Origin of the sequence: Campylobacter showae (assembly GCF_900699785.1) — a bacterium.
In the GTDB taxonomy this organism is placed as follows: Bacteria; Campylobacterota; Campylobacteria; order Campylobacterales; family Campylobacteraceae; genus Campylobacter_A; species Campylobacter_A showae_D.
Map to the genome: position 1 here is coordinate 350,573 of NZ_LR535679.1, position 25,063 is coordinate 375,635.

The 25,063-nt window shown below is 45.0% G+C and carries 19 protein-coding genes; 10 read left to right on the top strand and 9 right to left on the bottom strand.

From position 1 onward, the window contains the following. Positions 1-77: 77 nt before the first annotated feature. Positions 78-2,504 carry an endopeptidase La gene (gene lon, locus E4V70_RS01670; protein ID WP_122862171.1) on the bottom strand — a complete coding sequence of 809 codons (2,427 nt, stop codon included), beginning with the start codon at positions 2,502-2,504 and terminating at the stop codon, positions 78-80. Positions 2,505-2,513: 9 nt separating this feature from the next. After that, positions 2,514-3,161 carry an outer membrane protein assembly factor BamD gene (locus tag E4V70_RS01675; protein ID WP_122862170.1) on the bottom strand — a complete coding sequence of 216 codons (648 nt, stop codon included), beginning with the start codon at positions 3,159-3,161 and terminating at the stop codon, positions 2,514-2,516. Between the two features lie 149 nt (positions 3,162-3,310). On the opposite strand from E4V70_RS01675, the gene fliW reads away from it, so the two are divergent. From fliW to hpf, 6 genes are read left to right on the top strand one after another with little or no spacing between them, the layout of a single operon-like run. Then, positions 3,311-3,694: a flagellar assembly protein FliW gene (gene fliW / locus E4V70_RS01680; RefSeq protein WP_122862169.1), complete on the top strand. Its 384-nt coding sequence runs from the start codon at positions 3,311-3,313 to the stop codon at positions 3,692-3,694. A 29-nt stretch (positions 3,695-3,723) separates the two neighbouring features. Beyond that, positions 3,724-7,638: a hypothetical protein gene (locus tag E4V70_RS01685; RefSeq protein ID WP_122862168.1), complete on the top strand. Its 3,915-nt coding sequence runs from the start codon at positions 3,724-3,726 to the stop codon at positions 7,636-7,638. Between the two features lie 3 nt (positions 7,639-7,641). After that, on the top strand, positions 7,642-8,280 hold the full coding sequence (locus E4V70_RS01690) for a type II secretion system protein (RefSeq protein WP_122862167.1): 639 nt from the start codon (positions 7,642-7,644) through the stop codon (positions 8,278-8,280). A 6-nt stretch (positions 8,281-8,286) separates the two neighbouring features. Continuing rightward, positions 8,287-9,207, top strand: coding sequence for a prepilin-type N-terminal cleavage/methylation domain-containing protein (locus E4V70_RS01695; protein ID WP_122862166.1), 921 nt, complete (start codon positions 8,287-8,289; stop codon positions 9,205-9,207). Next, positions 9,207-9,662, top strand: a complete 456-nt coding sequence (locus E4V70_RS01700; protein WP_122862165.1) for a hypothetical protein — start codon at positions 9,207-9,209, stop codon at positions 9,660-9,662. Before E4V70_RS01695 ends, E4V70_RS01700 begins: the two co-directional genes overlap by 1 nt. 51 nt (positions 9,663-9,713) lie before the next feature. Beyond that, on the top strand, positions 9,714-10,250 hold the full coding sequence (gene hpf / locus E4V70_RS01705; protein ID WP_122862164.1) for a ribosome hibernation-promoting factor, HPF/YfiA family: 537 nt from the start codon (positions 9,714-9,716) through the stop codon (positions 10,248-10,250). A 424-nt stretch (positions 10,251-10,674) separates the two neighbouring features. Here hpf and E4V70_RS01710 read toward each other — a convergent pair whose 3' ends face one another. From E4V70_RS01710 to E4V70_RS01720, 3 genes are read right to left on the bottom strand one after another with little or no spacing between them, the layout of a single operon-like run. Further along, the gene (locus tag E4V70_RS01710; RefSeq protein WP_122862163.1) at positions 10,675-11,130 is read right to left on the bottom strand and encodes a response regulator; all 456 of its coding nucleotides are present in this window, start codon (positions 11,128-11,130) and stop codon (positions 10,675-10,677) included. A gap of 40 nt (positions 11,131-11,170) precedes the next feature. Beyond that, the gene (gene hemH, locus E4V70_RS01715; RefSeq protein ID WP_172603242.1) at positions 11,171-12,103 is read right to left on the bottom strand and encodes a ferrochelatase; all 933 of its coding nucleotides are present in this window, start codon (positions 12,101-12,103) and stop codon (positions 11,171-11,173) included. Then, complete coding sequence (locus tag E4V70_RS01720; RefSeq protein ID WP_122862161.1) at positions 12,100-12,960, bottom strand: Gfo/Idh/MocA family oxidoreductase; 861 nt, start codon at positions 12,958-12,960, stop codon at positions 12,100-12,102. The genes hemH and E4V70_RS01720 overlap by 4 nt, the downstream gene beginning before the upstream one ends. A gap of 179 nt (positions 12,961-13,139) precedes the next feature. Here E4V70_RS01720 and alaS point away from each other — a divergent pair, with 179 nt between their 5' ends. The 4 genes from alaS to E4V70_RS01740 all read left to right on the top strand — a co-directional run bounded on the left by alaS (position 13,140) and on the right by E4V70_RS01740 (position 18,914). Continuing rightward, positions 13,140-15,689 carry an alanine--tRNA ligase gene (alaS, locus tag E4V70_RS01725; protein ID WP_122862160.1) on the top strand — a complete coding sequence of 850 codons (2,550 nt, stop codon included), beginning with the start codon at positions 13,140-13,142 and terminating at the stop codon, positions 15,687-15,689. Between the two features lie 263 nt (positions 15,690-15,952). After that, positions 15,953-16,447 carry a 3-isopropylmalate dehydratase gene (locus E4V70_RS01730; RefSeq protein ID WP_122862159.1) on the top strand — a complete coding sequence of 165 codons (495 nt, stop codon included), beginning with the start codon at positions 15,953-15,955 and terminating at the stop codon, positions 16,445-16,447. Beyond that, complete coding sequence (gene maf, locus E4V70_RS01735) at positions 16,447-16,992, top strand: septum formation inhibitor Maf (RefSeq protein ID WP_122862158.1); 546 nt, start codon at positions 16,447-16,449, stop codon at positions 16,990-16,992. Before E4V70_RS01730 ends, maf begins: the two co-directional genes overlap by 1 nt. Beyond that, a complete protein-coding gene (locus E4V70_RS01740) occupies positions 16,989-18,914 on the top strand; it encodes a transglycosylase domain-containing protein (RefSeq protein ID WP_122862157.1) in 1,926 nt (641 codons plus the stop codon). The genes maf and E4V70_RS01740 overlap by 4 nt, the downstream gene beginning before the upstream one ends. A 499-nt stretch (positions 18,915-19,413) precedes the next feature. On the opposite strand, the gene E4V70_RS01745 is transcribed toward E4V70_RS01740, so the two are convergent. The 4 genes from E4V70_RS01745 to E4V70_RS01760 form a co-directional block, all read right to left on the bottom strand. Then, positions 19,414-21,786, bottom strand: a complete 2,373-nt coding sequence (locus tag E4V70_RS01745; RefSeq protein WP_122862156.1) for a tetratricopeptide repeat protein — start codon at positions 21,784-21,786, stop codon at positions 19,414-19,416. Between the two features lie 307 nt (positions 21,787-22,093). Beyond that, on the bottom strand, positions 22,094-22,849 hold the full coding sequence (locus E4V70_RS01750; protein WP_122862155.1) for a hypothetical protein: 756 nt from the start codon (positions 22,847-22,849) through the stop codon (positions 22,094-22,096). A gap of 85 nt (positions 22,850-22,934) precedes the next feature. After that, the gene (gene cuyB, locus E4V70_RS01755) at positions 22,935-23,618 is read right to left on the bottom strand and encodes a cysteate racemase (protein WP_122862154.1); all 684 of its coding nucleotides are present in this window, start codon (positions 23,616-23,618) and stop codon (positions 22,935-22,937) included. A gap of 63 nt (positions 23,619-23,681) precedes the next feature. Next, positions 23,682-25,025 carry an anaerobic C4-dicarboxylate transporter gene (locus E4V70_RS01760; protein WP_122862153.1) on the bottom strand — a complete coding sequence of 448 codons (1,344 nt, stop codon included), beginning with the start codon at positions 25,023-25,025 and terminating at the stop codon, positions 23,682-23,684. Positions 25,026-25,063 lie beyond the last annotated feature (38 nt).

Genomic DNA, 25,063 nt, shown 5'->3' on the forward strand with positions numbered 1-25,063 from the left:
TTATTCAAATAAATTTAAGGATATTAAAGTAGAAATTTAGCCCCGTGATCGAGGCCAAATTTAATCAAATTTTGTAGTTATTTTGCGACGAACGCATTTTTTAGAACATCTTCGATGACGTCCACAGGGATGATTTGCATATCGTTTTTGACGTCTTGCGGGATGTCGCCCAGATCTCGTTCATAGTTTTTGCGCGGTATCAGAGCGGTTTTGATGCCGGCCTTATGCGCGGCAATGAGCTTTTCTTTTAGCCCGCCGATAGGTAGCACGCGGCCGCTGAGCGTAATCTCGCCCGTCATCGCCACGTCGCTTCGCACTTTTGTATCCGTTAGGATCGAAGCAATCGCCGTCACCATCGTGATACCGGCACTCGGACCGTCTTTTGGCGTAGCACCCTCAGGTACGTGGATGTGCAGATCGTAGCGACGATACACTTCGCTAGGGCTCGGCTCTTTTTTTACGCCGTCTTTGACGTCATCAGGCAAGCCCGGGATGATTTTGGCCGGTACTTTTATCTTTTTTGCATCGATCAGTACTTTAACGAGACTAAATGCTATATACGCGCTCTCCTTCATCACGTCGCCCAAAGACCCGGTTATCTGCAGGCCGCCCTTGCCCTGTATGCGTATGGCTTCGATCTTTAGCACGTCGCCGCCCACGCTCGTCCACGCCAGCCCGTTTACTTGACCGATCTGCGGCTTTTTATCGGCGTGCTCGATCTCAAAGACCTTTTTTTCTAAAAATTCGTTCAAATTTTTAGTCGTCACGGTTATCTTTTGTGCTTCGCCCCCCAGCAGCCTTTTTGCCGCCTTTCTAAAGATATCGGCCAGTCGGCGGCGCAGGTTTCGCACCCCGCTTTCTCGTGTGTAGTCTGAGATGATGAGGCTTAGCACGTCTTTGCCTAGGGTCACTTCGCCGGGCTTTAGGCCGTGCTTTTTGAGCTCTTGGGGGATTAGATATTTTTTAGCGATCTCAAATTTTTCCTGCGGGGTGTATGAGCTAAGCTCGATAAACTCCATCCTATCGCGAAGCGCGGGCGGTATGGCGCTCACGTCGTTTGCCGTCGCGACGAAAACTACCTTACTCAGATCGATATTAAAATTTAAATAATAATCCCTAAATTTGTTATTTTGCTCAGGATCCAGGATCTCCAGCAGTACCGCCGTCGGATCGCCGCGAAAGCTCCTGCCGACCTTGTCGATCTCGTCTAGCACCACGACGGGATTCATCTGCCTTGCTTCGATTAGCCCCTGCACGATACGGCCCGGCATCGCGCCTATGTAGGTGCGGCGATGTCCGCGCAGCTCGTTTACGTCCTCAAGACCACCCAAAGCCACGCGCACTAGCTCGCGCTTTAGCGCCTTTGCGATGGAGTTTGCCAGACTCGTTTTACCAACGCCCGGAGGCCCCGCAAAGCACAAGATCGCACCGTTGTTTACCTTGCCCGCTACGCCTCGCAGTTGCAAAAGCTCGCGCAGAGCAAAATACTCCTCTATCCTATCCTTTGGCCTCTCAAGCCCGTAGTGATCGGCATTTAACTGCTTTGCAACCTCTTGCACGCTTAGTTTTTTGTTGGCCAGGTTTTCAAACGGCACCTCCACGACCCAGTCGAGGTAGCTTTGCGTCGTGTTGGCGTCGGCGGAGTCCGGATGCATGCGCGATAGTTTGTCGATTTGCTTTTTTATCTCCTTATACGCGTCCTCGCCCATAAATTTTTTCTTAGCTTCCAGCTTCTTGCGGTACTCCTCGATCTCCTCTTCGCGGCTCGTATCGGAGCCGAGCTCTTGCTGGATCTGCTTTAGCTGCTCTTTTAGAAAATACTCCTTATTTACCTTATCGATCCTTGAGTGGACTTTGTTTTTTATCTCGCGCTGAAGCTTGTTCGCCTCGATTTCCTCGATGACGTAGTCGATGAGTTTTAGTAGCTTTTGCTCCAAATTTTCCTCGATAAAAAACTCGTACGCCGTCTTTTTCTTTAGCCTTAGTGAGCTTAAAATCAGATCGCAAACGCGGCTAGGTTCGGCGCTCTCCTCTATAGTTTTTAAAAGATCGGGCGGGAAAAAGTGGCTAAGCGCGGCCAGATCTCGCACCTTTTCGCGAAGTACGGTTAGTAGCGCGTCACTTTTGGTGTTTTCGGGTCTTTTTTCATGTAGTACGTCTACGATGGCTTGCAGCGGCTTTGAGGATACTTTTGAGACTATGCGTCCCTTGCTCGTTCCTTGAAATAAAATTTTTACTCTACCGTCCGGTAGCGGTACTCGCCTCATCACGGTGCCGATGACGCCTGCGTCGTAGATAGAGTCAAATTCTCGTGCGCCTTCGTTTTGCGCTTTCGTCGGTACGACTAGGATGGGACTCTGCGACTCGAGAGCCAAATTTAGCGCTTCGATATTTTCCTCGTCGCTCAAAAAAAGCGGCGTGATCATAAAAGGATATAAAAATAGCTCGTCCTCCACGATGACGGGTAGCTGCGCCGGGAACATTTTTGATTCGTAAATTTGCAAATTTAGCTCCTATTCAAACATTTTTCTATACCAAGGAAGCTGCGGAAGCACGATATTTGCGTCGTTTAGCGGCGATGCTTGCACCTTTTCTTTATAAATTTGCGCCGACTCATCCCTGCCAGTGCGCTCATACAGATCGGCTATCTGCACGTCTAGGTTGTAGATTGCGAGCTTAAATTTAACCAGCATAGTTTCTATCAGCGGGCGATACTGGGTGTTTGGATAGATGTAGAGAAATTTTTCTATCTCGGCGATGCTGTCTTGCATTAGCTTTTGGTTTCGATTGGGCTGCGAGAATGAATCAAAATTCGCCTTTATCTTTAGATACTGCGCAAATTCGCTCCTAGGGCCGCTATCGCCGTATCTTTTAAGGTATTCGTCTAGGTAAAAATTCGCCATCAAGTACTCTTCGTCGTTGGCGTGAGCTTGGGCTAGGATTAGTAGCATTTGCTCCAAAAGCGGACTAGCTACGTGCTCGCTAGACATCGCCGTGTAGTGTTTGTCGGCGCTTTCTAGGTCGCGATTTTTGATATCGCCGATGATCTCGGAATACCACTGATCCGGCGTTAGATTATAAAGTTCCGTGTATTTGTCGGCACAACCGCCGATTAAACAAACAAAAAATACCGCAGATAAAAATTTGATCAAATTTTTCATACGTTCCCTTAAATTTAAATTTTTTAAATGGGTTATTTTACCATTGTTTTTGTTGCTTTTTGGTAAATTTTTGTTTTATTTATGCTTAAAAATAGAAAAATTTGGGTACAATTCGCGTAAAAGGTAAATGTATAATTAAGGAGATGTATATGGTTTTTCAAGTCAAAAGTCCGATTTTAGGCTTTGAGCATATCAAAAGTTACGAACTAAAAGAGCTAGATCAATTTTTCGTAAAGCTTCAAAGCAAGGACGATGAGACGTCTTTTACCGCGATAAACCCGTACGCCTTGAGAAATTACGAATTTGATATACCGACGTACTACCAGGAGCTGATGGACATAAACGACAAAAGCGAGCTAAGGATCTACAACATCATGGTCGTAAGCACCCCAATCGAGACCTCGACGGTAAATTTCATCGCTCCTATCGTTTGCAATATGACAAACATGACACTCTCTCAAATAGTGCTTGACGCGTGGGCATATCCGATGTATAAACAGGCCGAAAAAATTTCGGATTTTATAGAAAAATAAATTGCTTCTCAGCAAGAGGAAAAATTGAAATGAAAAACATTAAATTTGCGCTAATTGCGCTTGTGACTTTATCTAGCGGACTTTTTGCCTTTGAGCATGACGGACTGGAACACCCAATAGTATGGAAACAAACCGGCGCCACTAACGATATCGGAGTATATACAGACATAAAAGAGGGTATGGTAAGAAGGTCTATAGTAGGCAAAGACGGCAAAGAAATGAAACGCATATACGGCGATATGGATATCATAGGCGCAACCATATCCGTACCGACAAACGGCGGATACAATTATGTGCCGGTAACTGGTACATTATGGAAGGGAACGCTTACTAATATTAAGGGTATTGACGATGCAAACTATAGATCGCAATGCACGCAATGGGACAGAAATAATGGTAAATGTACTTTAGACTATTTTAACTCGTCCTATTCTACCTTTGATTTTTCAAACAAGCCTACCGAACTAGAAAGAAATCACATAGATGGCAGTAAAGTTATATATGCTAGGCTTTACTGGGCGGGCGGTCTCTCAAATCCATGGAATGACCATCCGGCAAGTAACGTTGCAGGACTCAGAAATAAATATCTAAATGGAATTAGCGGCTTTAAATATGTAAGATTTGGTACGCCAGACGGAAAAATGCACCGCCTTACCGCAAATCCGGGAGATGTTTATTGGTGGGGAGCTTATGCATGGTACAATACTGCTTATCAAGGCGGAATGTATTTCATGTACCAAGCTAGCGTCGATGTAACTGATCTTGTTAAAGCAAGCCTAACAAAAGACAAAAGAACCTTTAGCGCCGGAGGCATAAGAACGTCATCCAGCTTAGATGACAACAACTGGATGTCGATGTACAGAGACGGCGACTTCAAATCAAGTAGATACTATTTGCCTCCACATTATGGAGGTTGGGCGCTTTTAATAGTTTATGATTTTGGTGAAGACGAAAGTGAAAACATAAAACCAAAAAGCGTTAATATTTATGATGGACTTAGAGTTTTAGATCCGTCGGTTAGAACCAATCCAGGCTCCGTAAGCAAAAATTTGGAATTAAAATTTGAGGGATTCTATACCCCACCTAGTGGCAATGTGAATTCAACTCTTGCCGTTATGAGCTTTGGCGGTAAATACGAAACCGGAAGCGAAGATATACAAGTTTGGGACAAGAATAATAGGAGATATGAATCCGTCACCTCCGGTCAAAATGGAAGCGGAAAACAGTTTAACAGCACTATAACAAAATTTGGATCAAATATTAACTCTGGAAAAACATACAATAACCAAATGGATTTGGATGTTTTTGACATCAGCGGAAAAATAGGAAACGCACAAACTGACGCCTGGATAAACTTAATAGCAAAATCTGAGTGGAACAGCGGCATATTGTACTCCGAAAGAGCAAACGTCGGCTTGGTGGCTTTTTCTACTGAGCTTTATTCTCCAGAGGTATGCTATGAAGAAACTTTGTTTACAAAAGGCAAAGATGCTCCAGATAGCGAATTTAGAGAAGTAAGTACAAACAAAAACTCGTATACCAAGGTGGAAAAAGACAGTATACTAAGAGCACAAATTGCAATAAAAAACAAAGGAAACGAGTCGGCCCAGAAACTAACGCTCACCTCAAGCCTAGAGCAAAAAGGCTCCGAGTATAAGCCAAATACCACATATATAGTAACAAGCGAGCCTATAACTACGACAAAATTTAAAGTAGGCCCACACAATCCAGACAACACAGCCTTTCAAACATCGTCTAAAAACCTACTTACTTTTGCTCTCGGAAGCGGGGCGGGTCATATAGGCAGCGCAAATCAAGGCGGTACGATAGATCAAACAAATCAAGCCTTTATACAATACGATGCAACCTTAAAACAAATAGAAAAATTTCAAGCAAACATATACAGAGCATCCTTTACTAACACAGCTTTAAATTTAAGCTTTGAAGGAAAAATAAAAAGATGCGACAATAAAGAATACTATCTTAGCGTCATAGACGTACCTGACGTTAACAACTTTAGAGCTGTAAATAAGAACTTTACCAAGGACGGAGATTCGCAAAATCTTTATACTCAAATAGCCAACCGCAAATTTGACATAAAAATAGCCCATTTTGGTAAAGAGACGGCATCTGGCAATCAGCTATCTAAAACAAATATCGATACAACGGTAGGAGTAGATATAGTAACCACTTGCGCTGCAGGCGGCGTTTCGGTAACACAGCCAATGCAAGTAGAATTTAAAAAAGGAGAAAACGGTAAGTCTATAGTGGAACTCAAAGACGTACTAATAGAAAAGGCTTATTCAAATTTATACGTACGACTATCTTTTAAAGACCCGATATCCAACCAAATCAAAACTAGTTGCGCCTCCGATACGTTTACCGTTAGGCCTAAAGAGTTTAAAATTTATGATACTTCATCAAAAAATATAGTAAATAACCTTAATTTAATCGGGGGAAGAAAATATCCTAATTTTAGCGCCTTGGCTACAAATGATACAGGCAAACAAGCCGGCGGCTATACAACCATGCTTCCGGACAGCACAGGCACAAGCTATGCCAGATTTGAACCGACGATACCGCCGACTTGCACTGCCGTTACAAGCCTGCCGATTACTTGGTTTATGACTAAATTTACAGATGGTGTAGCTAAGCTTGAAAGATATCATGAGGGTGCAACCGCTATCAAAGATAATAGGGACTTCGTATATAATGAAGTAGGCAATGCGAAGCTAGTAATACTTGATAACAAATGGACTACGGCAAGCAACGACCAAGCAAATAGCGACTGCATAGCAAATAGCCATAGCAATACCGAATCCAACGGAAAAGTCGGTTGTAATATCAGATCAGAATTCGACTTTACATTTGACCCACAAGATATCCATATCGACAGCCTCAGGATAAGCGGCTTTAACGGCGGTCCTATGAGCTATATGTCAAATGACATAGCAATGCCCGCAATAGCTACATTTAATGTACAAGCCAGGCTAGGAGATGCCTCGCGCACTATAGCAAGGATGTATACGGCGGGTTGTTATTCTAAAGATACGCAGTTTACAATGGGAGTAGATACGGGCATAGCTGACCTAAACGATCGAAATAACGTCAAAACTCCGCTACCTGCCGCCGCAAGTGCTCGGATTTTATTTTTTAACGATGGCGACAATCCGCAAGTAGTAAAAAGAGATGGCGCAAATAATAACTCGGGAGTCTATAACGTACCTAGTAATGCATTTACAAATGGTCAATTGATAGGCGGGCAAGTTAAATTTAATTTCGCTAGAGTAGTAACGGATCCGATAAATCCATTTACCGTAAATAGCAATATATTTACCTTCACAAATGTAAGGGAGCAAGTAAATACCGCTGCCGTGCCTAATACCTATGTCAAACCGCTAGCAGCCAATGAGACGGCTACTCAGTTCTACTACGGAATGGTATATGCGCCGTACTATGAAGGCCCTAGACGAGGCTTTAATGCCAATGTATATTTTGGCGTGTATTGCAATGCGTGCGATAAAACTATCTACACATTAGCAAACGGTCAGACATTGCCATCCGTCACAAACTGGTTTACAAACGAATCCCATATCGATAACACGTATGGACAAGTAAACGCATATGTTCAGAGTTCAGGTGCCGGCACTGTTACCATAACGCCTCAAACCATAGCAAATGGCGTTCAGATTTTAACCCTATCTGATACCCAAGCCGAGCTTGTGGATATAGATATGCAGGCGTCAAGTTGGCTCATCTACAACAAAACAAATGCAGCTGCGACGGTTAATAGATTTCAAGTAAATTTCTTCGATAGGCCTAGATGGGGCGGTCAAGCCCTGGGACAAAAAGGAGATAATCTTAATGGCCCCGGCAATGTACTAGATACTGAAGACGGTTCGTTAAATTACTCCATAAAGACCAATAAAAGGTCGGATTGGTAAAACATGAGAAGAGGCTTTTCGCTAATAGAATTAATTTTATCTATAGTCGTAGTTGGGATATCTGTAATAGCTATCCCAAAAGTTTTATCGCAGACGACAAGCAATAATCAACGCGGATTAATGCAGCAAAGCGTAATGGATACCAAAACAAGAATGGCGCTAGTATTAAAATCACCCTATGCTTGCGTAGGCAACTTATTGTCTATTACTAGTGACAAAACTCCTATTTTTGGCAATACGGTCGGGATACCGGGCAATAATTTTTATACCATAAACGGCATCGTAGCAGATGTAGGCACTAGACGCCAATTTGGAAACTACAAAACAAACGCAGCTATAGCCCCTCAACCATGCACTGATCCAAATGATGTAAGCGTAAATTCATTTAATACCAATGTAGACGGCGTAGAACCGATCAAAATACAAACATCTCAGCTATACGGTAGCCGAGATAACATAATTAGCTCAACCATCAACACGACAACACAACAAAGAGACATGCAAGGTGCGGCAGATAGTGATATAACCGAGATAATTATGACTACCACGACGGCTATGGGCAACGATATTCAAAATATAATCTTAAGAGCATATGCTGCAAATATAGGCGATAGTCCCAACATACTATCAAGGTCTTGGTGATATGATATGAAAAAAGCCTTTACATTGATAGAGCTTATTCTTGTAATAGTTATATTGGGAATATTGTCTTTTGCGGGTATTAATATAATAAAAAATTTGTATGAAAACTATCTACAAGCAAGATCCGTAAACACTCTAGAAACGCAAACAGAACTTGTTTTAGAACAAATTTCAAAAAGACTTGCAGTTAGAGTAAAAGGCTCAACAATAGGAAGACAAGCATCTACTGGTAATTTCGTATCGACAAGAGATCCTGCCCTTAATGTCCAATATAACATATTAGAGTGGATAACATATAGCTACGAGAGCTTTCAAAACGGAGGTTGGAGCGGCTTTGTGGATTTAGACGATCCCGCCACAGTAGCCAATGCCGCAAGAAATGGCGGAAATTTGGCAACTCATGGAAGCACGCTAAATAGTGCAAATTTAGATATATCTGATTTAACAAACGGACGTGCTACGCTCAATAACAACCAAGTTGGATTATTTTTCAAAGGTCGACCAACTAACATAAATACCGACTTTGGATTTAATACTGCTACAAACCAAGCAAATGCGATAGCTATAGCTACGCAAAACGGAAATGATGTATTAACTATCGCCAACTATGCATCCACGGATATTTTTGAACAATATTATTTATTACATACCGCCTACGCAGTTGTTCCGACCGTTAGCCTTAATCCGGGCGGCACAAGCGGTACGGATCTTGATCTATGGCTACACTATAACTACAGACCGTGGGCCGGTCAGGACTACAATGACAATGGCACAAGCAGGGATTTGCTTGCCAGAAACGTGACTAGGTTTAACTTCACGGAAGACAATGGCGTCATAGTTATAAAACTATGCATAAGAGACGCCGGAAGATCGTTGGGGCCGACTAGAGCCGAAACAACGGTGTGTAAAACAAAGGCGGTGTATTAATGAGAAAAGGTTTTAGTTTAATCACGGCGATAATTTTTATGGTTTTGATAGCAACTTTATCTATGTTTGCGCTAAATATCTCCTCTCTGACCTCAAAACAAACAACCGACGTATTTTTAAGAGAGCAGGCAGAGCTTTTAGCTCAAAGCGCCACAGAGGTAGCTATCCTCAATCTTTTAAGGATGAATTTTAGCACAAATTGCCCGTTAAATTTACCCAATAGAAATATAGTAAATACCTCATTTCCAAACAACGCTACGCCGATGTTTCGAGTTACGGTAACACTAGAAAGGTTATTTGGTACCTTTGGAGCTTGCAATCAACCAAATGCCGCAAACCCGGCCCTTAACCATGCTGCATCTGCAGGAACGGTAATATTAGACGTAGTAGTTACTCAAGCAAACGCAAATATGCCGCCGATAAGAATTCACAGACGCACGATTCAAAAACTCTAAAATAATACTTTATATGCTATAATGTTAGCACTTTAACGCAAAGGAGAGATGATGAATCTAAGCATCGTAGGTAAACAATTCAACCTAACGGACCCAATCAAACAGCACATAGAAAACGCATTTGATGCGCTTAACAAATACGGACTGGATATAATTTCAGGTCGCTGCGTAGTTTCAGCGGACGAAAAAAACGGTAAAAAGGGTTTTAGCGTAGAGTTTGCGCTAAATTTAGCAAAAAAAGACACGATCGTAATCCACCACAAAGATAAAGATCTGTACGCTGCGGTAGATCTTGCGCTTGAGCGCGCATCAAAGGTGCTTCGCCGCGAGCACGACAAAAACACAACCATGAAAAATAAAGACGACGGCAAAGCTGTTAGAGCTGCGATCGCCGACGAACACCACATAAACGACGGCGAAGTAGATGAGATAATCCCTATGGAGCTTGAGCTATACAAGCCGCTAGAGATCGAGGAGGCTATGCAAAAGCTAAAAGATAGCGATGCGCAGTTTTATGTATTTAACGATATGGATGCCAAAATGCGCGTAATCTATAAACGCTCTGACGGTAAATTCGGACTTTATTAATTAAATTTAGGCGAGATAAATTCTCGCCTTCTTACTTTTTAATCTACAAAACTATCAATCAAAATCCAATCGTTCTTGTTACCGACTTCATCTTAAATTGCTTAAATTTTATGAAATAAATCTCAAATTTCAAAAACTACTAACGATAAAGAAATTTATATAATGCAGGTAAACCGTTCATAATGGAAAAGTTTTAAGTAAGATCGAAATTTGAAAGATATTTTTAGATTTAATAATTCGCAATAAAACAATTTTTTACTACTTTGTTTTTGAAGGCTAGTTTGTAAAATTATCTAAAAATTTACTTTAAATCATACAAGTTTTAATATATTGCCGATTTAGTCTCGGCGAGATTTTAAGGCTTTGATTGTTGATTAAATTCAAATTTCATGCCGACTCGCCGCGACTTAAAACTACGCCAAATTTATACGATACCTAAAACCGTGCCCAGCATTGACGGATTTTTATTTTGTAAGGCTTGCTGCTTTTCTAGCAAGGAGTTGCTTTGCAAGCTAGCTCGAAGCTCTTTTTCATATTTGGTCAAAAGATCGTCCAGTACGGCTTCAAGCTCATCTCTTAGGCTTTTTTTCATATCGGTATTTAGTCCTAGAGCCTCCATCAGCTCCTCTTTTTTGACCCTTAGTTTTTCCTGTATTTTTTGTTCGTTCATCTGCGATAAAAATCCAGCCGCGCCAAGCTCGGTAAGGGTTCTTTTAAACCCCTCTACGTCAGGCTCTTTGGAGGTTTTTACCTGCACGGTAGCTTTTTTGAGCTCCTGTTCAAAGTCGCTCTCTTTTGCCCCTTTTGCGCTCTTTTCTGCAGCTTTTTGCGCAAGCTCGGCCAAAATCTTTTGGATAAATTTTTGCTCTTCGATCGTCATTTCGCATCCTTTATAAAAGATACACTATCGCAAGCAAATTTTATTCCTTAGCTCTATCTGCGATAAATTTAGCAAATTTATCATCGTCGTTTGGGCAGGCTACGACGTCGTAAAAATTAAATTTTAGCTCGTCCGCGATATGGCGAAACTCCTTTGATAGCTCAAAAACGGTTTCGGAGTTATCGATACAAAACGAGATCGGATAAACGAGCGCTTTTTTATCTTTTATCTCGGCTAGCGCTTGATTTAGCGAGGGTTCGAGCCATTTTACAGGCCCTAACTTCGACTGGTATGCGAGCAAAATCTGCTTAAATTTAACCCCTCGCTTCTCCAAAATTTCGGTTAAAATTTGAACGTGCCGCTTGACGTGCTCCTCGTAGATATCGCCCGCATCGATCATTTTTTGCGGCAAAGAGTGCGCCGAAAACACCAGCGTTATCTCATCTGCATTTAGATCGCGCGCGCTTTTTTCGATGCCGTCCACTATGATCTCGTTATATCTCTCATCCTCGAAAAACGGCTCGACGATTTTTACTTTCGCCTTTAAATTTAGCTCGGCACGTGCCTTTTCAAAGTCGCTTATACTAGACGATACGGTCGTAAACGAGTGATGCGGGTATAGCGGGAAAACGACGATCTCCGAGACCTCCGTAAACTCGGCCAAAACGTCTTTCGCAAAAGGCGGCGTATAGTTCATCGCAAAGGCTACCGCCGTATCATCGTCTAAAAAATGCGAAATTTTACCGCACAGTCTTGCCGTAAGCTCGCAGATAGGCGACTTGCCGCCGATTTGGCGGTAGTTATTTTGCGCGGTTTTTAGGCGCGAGCTAGTTATCATAAACGCCACGAATTTACGCAAAATCGGGCTTTTTATCCCCAAGATATATGGGTCGTTAAACATATTTTTTAAAAAAACTCCAACCTCGCTAAGGTCGTTCGGTCCGCCCATATTTAGTAGTAAAATAAGTCTCATTCGCAAATCTCCTGAGCCTTTAGGGCATCTTCGAGCGTGCTTAGATCGCTTTTTGCGCCGCAGCAGGCTTGATAAAACTCGTCAAGCATCGCTTTAACCGGCGAAACATCGCTATAAACTTTCAAATTTTGCTGCCCGTCAAGCGTGTATTTGTTTAGCTTAAGACCCAGCATATCTCCGAAATAAACTCCACCGCTCGTGGCAAATTCGATCGTAAATCGCTCCGCTTTAAAACGCTTTGAGTTATGGATACTAGCTAGAGTCTGGTTTTTAAATTTAAGCTGAAAAAGCGAGTCGGTTTCGCTTCTTTTATCGTCGTTTTGGATTGAAATTTTATTGCTAAAGATTATTTCGCTACCCGTTATAAACCTTGCGACATCAATGTTTTGTAAAATTTCAAGCTGCAAATTTACGCCTTTATTAAAGCCGCGAGCGATATTTATCGAAAAAGTTTCCTTCTCTTTGACAAGCTCTTTTTTTACCGAGGCGATTACGGGATTAAACCTATCGATAAAAGCCATATAAGCGCTGATATTTTGGGATTTAAAGCAGTATTTTAGCTCCCTTATCTCGCCTGATTTGCAAAGCCAAGGATCAAGCAAGATAAATTTTATAAAATTTAAGCACTTAGGTATCAAATTTAGATATTTATGCGTGTCGGTGACGATAAGGGCGTCGATACGCACCGACTCCAAAAGGTCGTTTATATTATCGTAAAAAGGAATCCGTCCGCAAATTTCGCTATTTTTAACTCCGTCAAAAATCGCCGCCAGCTCGAAGTGCTCTGAGCGGCGAAGCTCGTTATAGTAGTGTTTGGCGTCGTTTCCAAAACCTATTATCGCAACTCTTTTTTTCATAATCTTTTTCCAAAATTTTAATGTTTTTAAGGCAATTATAGTCAAAAATAGTAATTAAACGGCTAATGCGAGCGATTTTTTAAAATTTAGCCGATGCCTTTTATAGCGGGCCTCAAACAAGTTTTATCAAATTTATGCTAAAATCAGCCCTATTTTAAAACTTTAATCAGGAAAAAACGATGGATATTAGAGAGGCTTATTTAAATTTTTTTGCAAGCAAAGGTCATGAGATCATCCCGTCCGCGCCGCTAGTGCCAAACGACGCTACGCTGCTTTTTACAAATGCGGGCATGGTGCCGTTTAAAAGCATTTTCACCGGCGAAGTACCGCGCCCTACCCCGCCGATCCGCACGAGCTGTCAGACATGCATCCGCGCAGGCGGCAAGCACAACGACCTAGACAACGTCGGCTACACCGCGCGCCACCACACGTTTTTTGAGATGCTGGGAAATTTTAGCTTCGGCGAGTACTTCAAAAAAGACGCGATCGCGTATGCGTGGGAGTTTGTAACGCAGGTGCTAAAACTACCAAAAGACCGCCTCTACGTCACCGTTCACGAGAGCGACGACGAGGCGTTTGCGCTATGGGAGCAGCACATCGCAAAGGAGCGCATTTATAGATTCGGCGATCACGACAACTTCTGGCAGATGGGCGATACGGGACCGTGCGGACCATGCTCGGAGATCTTTTACGACCAAGGCGGCGAACACTTTAACACACCTGAGGACTACATGGGCGGCGACGGCGATAGATTTCTTGAAATTTGGAACCTAGTCTTCATGCAGTACGAACGCAGCAGCGACGGCAAACTAACTCCGCTGCCAAAACCGAGCATCGACACGGGCATGGGTCTTGAGCGCGTCACGGCGATAATGGAAGGCAAATTTAGCAACTACGATAGCTCGCTTTTTATGCCTCTTATCGAGGAAGTCGCAAAGCTTTGCGGCAAGCCTTACACTTACGAGAGCGGCGCTAGCTATCGCGTCATCAGCGATCACATCCGCTCGGTAACTTTCCTGCTAGCCCAGGGCACTACATTTGACAAAGAGGGTCGCGGCTACGTGCTTCGCCGCATCCTTCGCCGCGCGATACGCCACGGATATCTACTAGGCATAAAAGAGCCCTTCATGTACCGTCTCGTCGATAAAGTCTGCGAGCTAATGGGCGGCCACTACGCCTACCTAAACGAGAAAAAAGCGGCGGTAAAAGAGCAAATCAGGCTGGAAGAAGAGAGATTTTTGGCCACGATAGCAAGCGGACTCGAGCTTTTTGAGAGCGAGCTAGCGCGCACGAAAGATATTTTTAGCGGCGAGGCTGCGTTTAAGCTTTACGATACGTTCGGATTTCCGCTTGATCTCACGGCCGACATGCTACGCGAAAAGGGACTCAAAGTAGACGAAGCAAAATTTGACGAGCTGATGAGCGAGCAAAAAGCGCGCGCTAAAGCCGCTTGGAAAGGCAGCGGCGACAAGAGCGCAAAGGGCGACTTTAAGGCGCTTTTAGAGAAATTCGGCGAAAATAAATTTAGCGGCTACGAGGAGCTTGAGCGCACGAGCAAGATTTTAGCGCTGCTTGACGAGGACTTTAAAGAAACTCAAATTTTAAAAGCGGGCGAGCAAGGCTGGGCGATGTTTGACGTGACGCCTTTTTACGCACAAAGCGGCGGCCAGGCAGGCGATAGCGGCGAGATCGTAGGCGCGGCAGACGTACTAGATACGCAGAAATTTTTCGGACTAAATTTATCAAACGTCGCGGTTAAAAAAGAGCTTAAAATCGGCGATACCGTAAAGCTAAAAGTAAGCGAGCAAAGAGCCGAGATCGCGCGCCATCACAGCGCTACGCACCTGCTCCACTCTGCGCTTAGAAGCGTTCTAGGAACGCATATCGCGCAGGCCGGATCTAGCGTCGAGGCAAACAGACTCAGGTTTGACTTCTCGCATCCAAAGGCAGTGACGGCGGAAGAGCTAACGAAGATCGAAAATTTCGTCAATGCCGCGATTAGCAAAAATATAGAAGCAAAAACGGAGATAATGGACGTCGAGGACGCCAAAAATAGCGGCGCGATCGCGCTATTTGGCGAGAAATACGCCGACAAGGTGCGCGTGCTAAGCTTCGGCGAGGTTAGCAAGGAGCTTTGCGGCGGTACGCACGTGGCAAATTTAAGCCAAATTGGTGCATTTTTCATCACTAAAGAAGGCGGCGTGAGCGCGGGCGTCCGCAGGATCGAGGCTGTGTGCTCTAAGGCTGCGCTAAATCTAGCAAAAGCCTGGCGCGGCGAGATCGAAGAGCTAAAAACCGAGCTAAAAAGCGCCGAGCCGATGAATGCTGTAAAAAAACTAAAAGCCGAGATAAAAAGCCTAAAAGATAAAACCAAGCAGGCAAAAGACGCGCACGCGCTGGCGGTAGTGAACGTAAACGAGACAAAGCTTTGCGTCGCTGTGCTTGACAGCGGCGACATAAAAGCCACGATAGACGAGTTTAAAAACGAGAACGAAAAGGCAGCGATCCTGCTCGTGCAAGTAAACGAAGATGGCAAAATCGCTCTGGCCGCCGGCGTGAAAAATGCGGCTTTGAAAGCTGGCGAATGGGTCAAATTTACGGCGCAAATTTTAGGCGGAAACGGCGGCGGCAAGGACGACTTCGCAACCGCAGGCGGTAAAAACGTACTAGCGATCGAGGATGCGGTTAGGCAGGCGTTAGAGTTTGCTAAAACGAGGCTTGAAAAATAATCTCGCGTCGGTCAAATTTAAGAAAACGGCTTAAATTTGACCGCGGTTTTGCGGCGTGAAATTTAAAAGCGAATTTGAGCCGGTTGCGGCAAGATCAAATTTGACGCCGTAAAGTAAATTTAGAAATTTGTTTTTGCGAGCCGAGATAAAATTTAAAGGAAAATATAAGTTTATGAGTTTATTTTATTCGCGCATTTTGGCGTCAAATTTTGTCGCCGTCCAAGTAACTTTAGCGCGAGAAAATTTTAGATCAAAGGGGACAAATGCCCGAATTTAACATAGCTTTTGCAAAGATTAGCAACGCCCTACCCTTTATCCACATCCTCTCCGTGGTCGTTTTTATCGGATTTCAAGCAAATTTTTTACTCATCGCTAAATTTTTTATGAAAAATATCGAAGGCGACACGCAAAAATACCAAACGATAATCTCCATGCTAAAGCGCCTGGGCTACGCGATCTACGGCTCGATCGCCGTAATAGGCGTAACCGGCGCGATACTAGCCAAGCAAAACGCGATCAAAAACGCCGATCCGATGTTAAATACGATTTTGACAACCAAATGGGCGATCTGGGGGTTTTTGTTCCTAAACGTCATTTACGTCACCTACCGCCTAAACAAAGCCGCAAAATCCCTGCAAAATAGCGAATACGTCGAGCTTCACGAAAACCTCATAGTTACGATTTATTATTTCATCCCGCTAAACGTCGCGTTTGCGCTGCTGGCTGCGTATCTGGGCGTATCTTACAGGGAGTTTTGATGATTATTTTGGCTTCGAGCTCGGTTACTAGAGCTAAGGTTTTGCAAGATCACGGCGTTAAATTTGAGCAGGTTTTCTTCGACTACGACGAGAGCGGCGTAGATAAAAATTTACCGCCACACGTTTACGTTCAAAAGATCGTAGCGGCAAAAAAAGAGCAGTTTTTAAAGGCAAGCGACGGCGTAAAAAACGTCGTTTTCGCAGATAGCGTCGTAGTGTGCAACGGCAAAATTTTAGGCAAAGCAAAAGACGAAAAAGAAGCGCTAAAAATGCTAAAAATGCAAAGCGGCAACACAGCCAGGATCGTAACCGCGATGATATTTTTAGGCGAGAAATTCGAGCTTTTTAACGTCAGCTTTGCCGAGTATAAATTTGCTAAATTTGACGAAGCCGACCTGCAAAACTACCTATCGGGCGATCTTTGGCAAGGCAAAGCAGGAGCCATGACGATAGAAAATTTCAACAAAAAATACATCCTAAGCCAAAACGGCGAAACTAGCACCGCAATGGGGCTAAACGTGAAAATTTTAAAGGCCTTTTTATGAGAATTTTAGCTTCGATTTTGTTTATTATCTTTGTTTCGCTGAGTGCGGCGTTTGTTTATCTTTATTCGCAAGTCACCTTTGACGCGTCAAACATCATCGATTTTAAGCCAAAGCTCACGACTCAAATTTATGATAGAAACGGCGAGCTCATCGCAAATATCTTTGACGAAAACAGGATCTACGTCAAGTACGAAGATATCCCGCCGCGCGTCATCGAGGCGCTGGTAGCCATCGAGGATACGAGCTTTTTCGAGCACGGCGGCGTAAACCCCGAGGCCATCACGCGAGCTATCGTTAAGGACATAAAGGCCGGCAAACTAGTCGAGGGCGCAAGTACGCTCACGCAGCAGCTCGTTAAAAACATGGTGCTAACTAGGGAAAAAAAGCTAACTCGCAAGGTCAAAGAGATGATCATCTCGATGAAACTGGAAAACGAGCTAACCAAAGAGCAAATTTTAGAGCGCTATCTAAATCACGTCTATCTAGGACACGGTTATCATGGCATAAAAACCGCGGCGAAGGGATACTTTAGAAAGGAGCTTGACGAACTCACGCTAAAAGAGATCGCTATCCTAGTGGGCTTACCAAAAGCGCCTAGCACCTACGATCCGACCCGCCACCTAGATCTATCGCTTAGCCGCGCAAACAACGTCATAGCAAGGATGAACGCGCTAGGTTGGATCAGCGACGCAGAGTACAAAGCCGCGCTAGTCGAGCAGCCCGTAGTTTTTGACGATACTCTCACGCAAAACAAAGCCCCGTATATCGTAGACGAGGTGCTAAAAGAGGCCTCAAAGCGCTTTGAGGATATAAAAACCGGCGGCTATGTCATCGAAACCAGCGTCGATTTAAAGGTGCAAGATATGGCGTCCGAGGCGCTAAAATACGGCTACAACGAGATACTAAAACGCAACAAAGACGCAAACGCCAGTATCCTAAACGGCGCTATCGTCGTTACGCTACCCAAAACGGGCGAGATCCTCGCTCTAGTAGGCGGCGTAGACTACGCCAAAAGCAGCTACAACCGCGCTACGCAGAGTATGCGCCAACCGGGATCTAGCTTTAAGCCCTTTATCTATCAAATAGCCCTAGACATGGGCTACTCGCCGATGAGCAAGGCTGCTGATATATCAAGGGTTTTTAACGAAGGCAGCCAGTACGAGTGGCGTCCGAAAAACTACAGCGGCGGCTTCCAGGGCTATATCACGCTGAGAGAGGCTCTGCGTCAGTCGCGCAACCTCGCCACGATAAATTTACTCGACGAGATCGGGCTTGATACGGCTTACAAAAAGCTAACCGAAATGGGCTTTAAAAACATCCCTAAAAACCTCTCCATCGCGCTTGGTAGCTTCGGTATCTCGCCGTTAGAGTTTGCCAAATTTTACTCGATGTTTCCAAACGGCGGCGAGATCGTGGAGCCAAGCCTCATCAAACGCATCATAAACTATCAAAATTTAGAAGCGGTTTTCGAGCCTGAGCGGACGTTCGTCACCGAGCCAGAGCAGGCCTATCTGATGACCGATATGATGAAAACGGTCGTGGAGCGCGGCACCGGACAAAGCGCCAGGCTAAACGGCGTGCAAGTCGCGGGCAAGACGGGCACGACGAACAATAACATCGACGCGTGGTTTTGCGGATTTACGCCTGAGGTCGAGGTGGTCGTGTGGTACGGCAACGACGACAACACGCCGATGAGAAAGGTTGAGGGCGGCGGACGCACGGCGGCTCCGGTGTTTAAGAAATTTATGGAAAGCTATATGAAGGATTATCCGCTAAAACAAAAAACCTTCATCGAGCCAGAAGGCGTCTTTCACACCGCGTACGAGGGCTTGATCGAAGTCTATACGAAGATCTCGCCGGTACCTAAGCAGGACGCGCAAGATACTCTAATCAAACAAGACGACGAGGGACTGATTTTTTAATTTGCTCAAAATATCGGCCAAATTTAAGCTTTTACTGTTTAAATTTGGCCGCCACTTCGTCAAATTTGCCCCCGCTTGCCAAAAAGCTACGACAGCCTAAATCTTGCCTCAAATTTAGGCCCTGTTTTGTTGGTCTAATTTCATTTTTCTCGTGGATGTAAGGCAAATTTGAGCTCGCTTTATGGTTTAGTCGCGTTAAATTTAACGGTTATTTTTACATCTCCAGGATAAAACTTAAGAAACAAAAACAGCAACGTTTTAAAATTTAAATACTACGTTTTACCGCCGCTTGGCAAATTTAATCAGACAAAAAGTAAATTTAACGTCAAACAGCTTTAAATTTAACCCGTTTGCCGTAAAATATCTGCAGATAAAAAGATAGCGCCGCATCCTGCACTAGCCTAGGCCCGGCACAAAGCCAAAAGTACGGCGATCAAACCCAAATTTAACCCGAGCTTCCCGGCTAAATTTGAGCGGGTTTCAAAAGTAAGAGAATAAGTTACTCCACGAGCTTTATCTGCTCGGCGCAGATAGCCTTCCACGAGCTTTGCGGATTTGAGCCGACGCACTCTTGCAGATACGGCTTTGCTTCGCTTTCGCGTTTTAGCTTGATGTAGATTTCCGAGATCTGAGCTAGCGCGCGTAGTCTGTTTTCGGGATCTAGGCGCGTATCTACGAGCTCCTGCGCGGCCTGCAACGCCTCGTCCAGCCTATCTAGCTTACTTAGCGAGCCGATGTATTCAAAGTCGATTTTCGGGCTAAAGGTGGCGATATGCAGGCGTTTTTGTAGGTCGATCGCCTTTTTGGCGTAAACCGACGCGTTTAAAAAGTCGTTCGCGCCGTATGTCGCCTCGGCCATGCGGTCGTAGAGTTCGATGACCTTAAAGTCGTTTTTGCGTAGTGTCTCGACGGCCGTTATCGTCGCGGCGGCGTCGGTGAGCCTGCCTAGCCCCATCAGCGCCTCAAATCTATAAAAAAGCACGGGCGAGACGTCGGCATACTCCTGCCTAGACGCGATAGCCAGAGCCTCGTCGGCCACGCGCAAGGCGTCGTTATACTTCTCCGTCTTTATCAACACGGAGGCTAGTTTGATGAGCCACTCCACGCGGTCGAGCATATCGGGCGTCGAGATATTTTGCGAGGCGAGCTCGTGCGCGGCGGCAAAACGAGAGAGGCGCATATAGCAGTCAAAGAGCTTAAATTTAGCCCCGATTTTCTCGCTTACGCCGTAGTTTTCGGTCAAATTTACAGCCGTAACGCAGTCGTTTTGACGGATGGCTTCACTCGCTAAATTTAGCGCCGCCTGATCCAAGACGGCGCTAGCGTCCGTATCGTTTAGATCGCGCACAGCCTGGGTATAGCGCAGGACGGAGTCAAATTTACGCTCTTTTAGATAGAGCGCGACCTGCTCTTTTAGCGCCTTAGCACCGACATCCGTTTTGCCGTACTTGTCGATGAGCGCGTCGTAGTGATCGTGTAGCTTGGTCGCATTACTCTCGTCGTTTCTAGCGAAAAATAGCTTATCTAGCGCATTTTGCACGATGGCGGCATACTGTCCGTCCGCAAACTCGCTTTGGTATCTTTTTAGGTATTCGTAGGCCTTTTGCGTGTCCGGCGTGCCTGTTAGCGCGATGCCTAGATTTTTTAGCACGGTTTCGTACTCGTCGTCGTTTTTATTTAAGCGGGCGAGCAGGATTTCATATATCCTCGCAGCGATATCGTCCATATTTTTTTCGTTAAATATCCCGGCCAGCGTCGTTAGCTTAGACGCGTCGTTTAGCAGGTACTCTTGATTTCTGTTTAAAATTTTGAGCATAAAGTCCTTGGCGCGGTCGAATTTCGCCTTGTCGATACTGCCCTGCACGAGACTCAGGGCCGCGCGGCTAGCGACGTCTAGCGTCTGCGCCGAGTACAGCACGTCCTCGTACATCCTCACGGCCTCGTCCTGCCTGCCCGTGACATAGAGTCTGTCAGCAAACTCAAGTACGGCTAGCTTGGTAAAATTTGAGTTTGGATGCTCGTTCATAAGGATATCTAGCGTATAGTTCGCGTCGCTAACTAGCTCCTGTCTGAGGTAGGCTTTGGTCACGAGATAGAGCACCTCTGGGTAGTTTTCGTCCGACACGAACCGCCTCATCCACGCGCGCCCCTCACTTGCTACATCCGCCGCGCCAAGACCTTCGAAGCTATTTTGCGAGTCTAAAATTTTATCCAAAGCGCGTAGTCTATAGAGCAAAAACTCGCTGGCAAAGATGCTATTTGGATAACGCCTTAGCGCCGTCTGGATCGTGGCTATCGTGTCGTCGTAGCGTTTGGCGTCGTAGCTTTTTTTCACATCCAGGTACATGTTTATGTCGTTGCTATCGCCGCTTTCTATCGGGGCCTTGTTTAAATCGAGCGGTCCGACGCTAGGCGCAGTCATCTGTTCAAATATCGGGGCGAAATTTATCCCCGCGTTTGTTTGTTTTTTAAATTCGCTTAAATTTTGATCTATCACGATAGCGTGGCGTTTGGCTGCGCCGCCGTTTTTACTAAACGGCACTGCGGACGCGCCGTAAAGAGGCTCGCTAGACGAGATCAAACGCGAGCTCGCGCGCGGTACGACGTAGATACGCATACCGCCCTTTTCCTCGCGAAATCTCACCTCCGCAAGAGCCAAAATTTTATCCTCGACCTTCGGCAGCGCACCACTAGCGACGTCGCAAAAATAAAGCTTACGGTCGTAGGCGAGGATTTCCTCTTTGCAGACGAATTCCTTCTCGTCGCTGATGTTTATCACGGTGTAGGGCCTGCCGTCCTCTGCGCCCGAATTTACGCTCAGGCTAAAAGAAAACGCCAAAATCGGTAAAAAAAGTAAAAAATATTTTCTCATGCGGCCATTATACCCTTTTTCGTTTAAAAAGCGCTATAAAAGCGAATATAACGCGCTTTTGAAGCGATTTTTTTACTAAATTTCGCGCATTTGGATAAAATTTTATTTAGCCTAAATTTAACTTTGGCATAGAGGAGAAATTTGGGTTTTGAAGTAGCGAGGTTGCGGGTAAATTTACTCGCCTCACGCCAAAAAGCTCCGCCCGCTCCGTCAAATTTGACGTAACAAGCCCGGCTTATGGGATTAAATTTATAAAATTTGGCCGCCTCGGCAGATAAATCTATGTGTCAAATTTGACCGATTGCCGCTACGCCTCTTTTGAGATCTTAACGAGCTTAAACGCGTATCCGCTAAATTTAGCCCTGCAAAGCGCGACCGTACCCTTCATCTGCGGTTCTAGCTTAAATTTGGCCTTTGCCTCTACGCCCTTAGCCTGCACGCTCACCATATCGCCGTCTTTTACCTTTGCGGCCGCGGCAAACGACGCCGAGCCGATTAGCTCCTTTACCTCGCCGCTCAAATTTGACCCGTCCGCTTCCTCCATAAAAAACACGACGCTACCGTCAAAGTTCTCGGGCTCTTTTAGCGGCGTTAGCTTGCCGTCCGCTTTAAACTCGCCCTGCGCGCCGTCAGCTAAAACGACGTTTTTGCCGAGCATTTGCAAAAACTCGAATATATTTTTCGCGTCCGCATGCGCCAAAAATGAGCTGTCGATCACGATATTTTCGCACCCACTCAAAAACTCCGCGATCTGCTCGAACTCCTCCTCGCCGACGTTGCACTCGCCGCTTAGGTATCCTTCGTCAAGCCCTTCAAAATATTCGCGCGTTTGCTCGTCAAATTTAGCCGCGTCAAGCGAGTATTTACAAAGCAAAGCCAGCACGTAGCTAGCCGATCCGATCTCGCAGCGAACGAGATTTTCAGTGCCTAAAATTTTATCCTCAAAGCAAGAAATATATAAAAATTCATTTTGCTTTATCTGCTCCGCTAGCTGCGGATTTTGCTCGCAGAGCAGGCTTGCCAGGCTCAAAGTTTTTGCATTTTTAAATTCGCCAAATTTCATCGTTTTATCCTTTAAATTTAGCTTGGATTTTATAAAAATTTGTTTTAAGAGGGGGTAAATTTGCGCCGATTAGACGCAAATTTGATTATTTTTCTAGGCCAAATTTAACGGCTGCTTTAGCAAGCTCGAGGGTAGCGTCTACGAATTTATCTTTTTTCATCGCGTACGGCAAAAATAGCGGTATCTCCGTGCAAGCCGCGATATACGCATCAGCCTCGATGGCTGCGATCGTATCGTTAAAGAGACCCACGTACTCCTTTAGTTTGTTTGCCTTTGCGCCCTTGTAGATGCAGTCCATGATGTTTGTCATCAAATTTTCCGGGATTTTTACGCACTCTAGGCCTGCGGCGATCAGCTCGTTTTCGTAAATTTTAGCCGCGGTCGTGCCGGTAGTGGCGATGACGGCGATCTTTTTAGCGTGTGGGAAATTCGACTTTATCGACGAAGTCGCGATTTTAGCGATGTGCAGGATATTTACGCCGCACTCATCCGTTAGTCGCTTGGCAAAATAGTGAGCCGTGTTGCAAGCTATGCAGATAGCCTCGCAGCCGGCGTTTTTTAGCCTAGTTGCAGACTCTTTCATAAAAGGAAACGGATCCTCGCCTCCGTGCAGGATATACGCCGTGCGGTCCGGGATCTGCGGGTGGTTATCGATGACGATAGGGATGTTGTCCTGATCTTTTGCGGCGTTTGTGAGTTCTACGATCTTAGCGTATAGATCTATCGTAGCTAGCGGTCCCATGCCGCCTAAAATTCCGATTCGTTTCATGAAAAAGTCCTTAAATTTAAAAAAGCCGAGAGCAAAGTCTCGGCTAAATTTGGCTCAAAATTCTTAGAGAAGAACAGGAGCGATGAGGAATGCTAGCGCAACCGAAAGAGCAACCATGATGGTGCCAGGCACGAAGAATGAGTGGTTAAATACGAATTTACCGACTCTAGTCGTTCCCGTATCGTCCATAGCGATAGCGCCCAAAGTCGTAGGATACGTAGGAAGTACGAATAGTCCTGAAACAGCGGCAAATGAAGCTACTAGGATCCAAATTTGACCCGAGTTTTCAGGCGTAGTCATACCTAGCGCAGCAGCGACTGCAGGCATCATGACGCGAGTAGTTGCAGCTTGAGAGTATAGCAAGCAGCTTAGGAAATATAGCGCGACGGCTAATATGAACGGATACTGCGTAACGATATTTTTAGCTACCTCTTTGATGCTATCGATGTGGCCGTTTACAAAAGTAGTGCCTAGCCATGCGATACCGATGACGCATATGCACGCGTTCATACCGCTTTGGAAAGTGCTGGTTGAAAGCAATTTGCTAGTGTCGACCTTACAAAGCGTAGCGATAAGGAAGCCAATAGTAAGCATAAAGCTGATGATCGCAGCATCTCTAGAAAGGATAGGTTTTGCCACGATGCCAAGGCTCTTAGAAATAACAAGCGCATAGCAAACGACGACTAAAACGCCGACGGCAAATATCGCAACCGATCTTTTTGCATAAGGTTTTAGCGCTTGATACTCTACCTCTTTTATCTCCGCAACCGCGCCTCTAGCAAGTCTGTCTTGATAGATAGGGTCTTTTGAGAGGTCAAGATCGTAAAATTTATTTACGATGAAGGCCGTAATAATCATAGCTACGAAAGTAGTAGATATGCAGATGAAAAGTAGCATCGGATAGCTAACGCCAAGAGGCTCGCAAACGCCCGTCATCGCAACGAAAGCCGCAGATATAGGGCTGGCGGTGATCGCTACTTGAGATGAAACGACCGAGAGCGCAAGAGGCGCGCTAGGTTTGATGTTTTGCGTTTTAGCAACCTCTACGATAACAGGGATCATAGAAAACGCAGTGTGACCTGTACCCGCTAGTATCGTAAGTAGATACGTAACTATAGGTGCTAGGTAGTTGATTTGTTTTGGGTTCTTGCGCAAAATTTTAGATGCAACCTGAACCAAATAATCAAGTCCGCCCGCGACTTGCATCGCAGTGATGGCCGAAATAACGGACGCGATGATTAAAATAACGTCCATCGGGATATCTTTCATATCCACTTTCATACCAAGCATCGCCAAAACGACTACGCCAAGACCGCCGGCGTAACCTACGCCCATTCCGCCTAGCCTAACGCCTAGGTAGATACCTCCGAGTAGGACTATAATCTGTAAAATCAGCATTATATCCATAGGAAAACTCCTTGTATTAGATTTTGTTTTTCACTTAC